The following is a 1561-nucleotide window of genomic DNA, read 5'->3' as shown; positions in this document are numbered from 1 at the left end:
CGGCAAGGATCTCCCCAATGGCGCGGGCGGCATGCTGGTCGTCAAGCGGCCCTGGCCCTCCATGATCCGCACCATCTGGRACGACCCGGACCGCTTCAAGAAAAGCTATTTTCCCGAAGAAATGGGCGGCACGATTTACCTGGCCGGCGACGGGGCAGTGCGCAATGTCGACAACGGCTATTTCCGCATCACCGGCCGTATCGATGACGTGCTGAATGTGTCGGGCCATCGCATGGGCACCATGGAAATCGAATCGGCGCTGGTAGCGCACTCTACGCTGGTGGCCGAGGCCGCCGTGGTGGGGCGGCCCGATGACCTGACGGGCGAGGCCATTGTGGCCTTTGTAGTGCTCAAGCGTTCACGCCCGACGGGTGAAGAAGCCAAGGCGATTGCCAAGGAGCTGCGCGACTGGGTGGGCAAAGAAATCGGCCCGATCGCCAAGCCCAAGGACATCCGCTTTGGCGACAACCTGCCCAAGACCCGAAGTGGCAAGATCATGCGCCGTCTGTTGCGCGGCATCGCCAAGGGCGAGACCATCACCCAGGACACCTCGACGCTTGAAAACCCTGCCATTCTCGATCAGCTGTCTGAAAAGCAGTGATCGAGAACGTGGCGTAGCCGCGTCAGCGAAGCTGGGGCAGGGTTGGGGGACACTCATATCGCGAAGCGATGTGACGTGGCCACAAAACCCTGCCATTCTCGATCAGCTGTCTGAAAAGCAGCGATTCTGAAGTCGGCATAAAAAAAGCCCGTCATTGACGGGCTTTTTTATGGGCGAGAAGCCCTCGGTTATTTCTGGGTCAGGATCCAGGCAACCAGTTTTTTGGCTTCGTCTGGGCTTACCTGGGCGTTGGCTGGCATAGGCACCGGGCCCCAGACGCCTGAACCGCCCTTGATGACTTTGGCAGCGAGCTTGTCGGCTGCGTCTTTTTGCCCAGCATATTTGGCTGCGACATCCTTGTAGGAGGGCCCAACCAGTTTTTTGTCAACGGCGTGGCAAGCCATGCAGTTTTTTGCGGTTGCCAGTTGCAGATCCGCCAGTGCAGGGGTCGATACTGCAAAAACTGCAGCCATGGAAGCGATGACCGAAAGAATGCGTTTCATGGATTGTCCTCGTGGGGAGTTGTGGATTCGGTTACAGTCAATTAACGTCATTGTAGTGGTGCCGGTTGACCCGGGTTTCAAGGGTTGACCCGGCCAGACCACCACACATTCAGAGGAGTTACAGATGTTTTTTCTATTGGTTGGAATTGTTGCGTTGGCACTGAAGTATCTCGAAATCGGGCCCGTTGCCACGTTAAGCTGGTGGATTGTGCTTTCTCCATTCGTGCTTGCAGCCCTCTGGTGGTGGTGGGCGGATGCATCGGGCTATACCAAGCGCAGGGAAGTAGACAAGATGGACAAACGCAGGCAAGACCGCATCGACAAGCAGCGCGACGCCATGGGTATGCTTTCGGCGAAGAAAAAGAAATAGCTGATACAGCGCAACTAGCTAAGACGCCAGGCAAGTTACCCGGTTTTTGCAACTGGCAGCTGGCTCCAAAGCAAAGAGCCCGTGAAG

Annotated in this window: 3 protein-coding genes; 2 read left to right on the top strand and 1 reads right to left on the bottom strand. The window is 57.1% G+C overall.

Translation table 11 applies throughout. The features are described 5' to 3' along the window. The coding region (locus AC1D1X_RS22990; protein WP_477699297.1) for an AMP-binding enzyme at positions 1–601 on the top strand (601 nt) is incomplete at its 5' end. Between the two features lie 188 nt (positions 602–789). On the opposite strand, the gene AC1D1X_RS22985 is transcribed toward AC1D1X_RS22990, so the two are convergent. Beyond that, complete coding sequence (locus AC1D1X_RS22985) at positions 790–1104, bottom strand: c-type cytochrome (protein ID WP_457280326.1); 315 nt, start codon at positions 1102–1104, stop codon at positions 790–792. A 124-nt stretch (positions 1105–1228) separates the two neighbouring features. Between AC1D1X_RS22985 and AC1D1X_RS22980 the strand changes: the two genes are divergently transcribed. After that, positions 1229–1474 carry a TIGR04438 family Trp-rich protein gene (locus AC1D1X_RS22980; protein ID WP_477649753.1) on the top strand — a complete coding sequence of 82 codons (246 nt, stop codon included), beginning with the start codon at positions 1229–1231 and terminating at the stop codon, positions 1472–1474. Positions 1475–1561 lie beyond the last annotated feature (87 nt).

Source organism: Polaromonas sp. P1_G4, from assembly GCF_056405475.1.
The sequence above is the reverse complement of the archived record's forward strand: the minus strand, read 5'-3'. Positions and strand labels throughout refer to the sequence as shown.

What these genes read in the sequence shown, in the direction of transcription:
- AC1D1X_RS22985 (WP_457280326.1), bottom strand. Translation starts at nt 1,104, where the DNA reads ATGAAACGCATTCTTTCGGTCATCGCTTCCATGGCTGCAGTTTTTGCA.
- AC1D1X_RS22980 (WP_477649753.1), top strand. Translation starts at nt 1,229, where the DNA reads ATGTTTTTTCTATTGGTTGGAATTGTTGCGTTGGCACTGAAGTATCTC.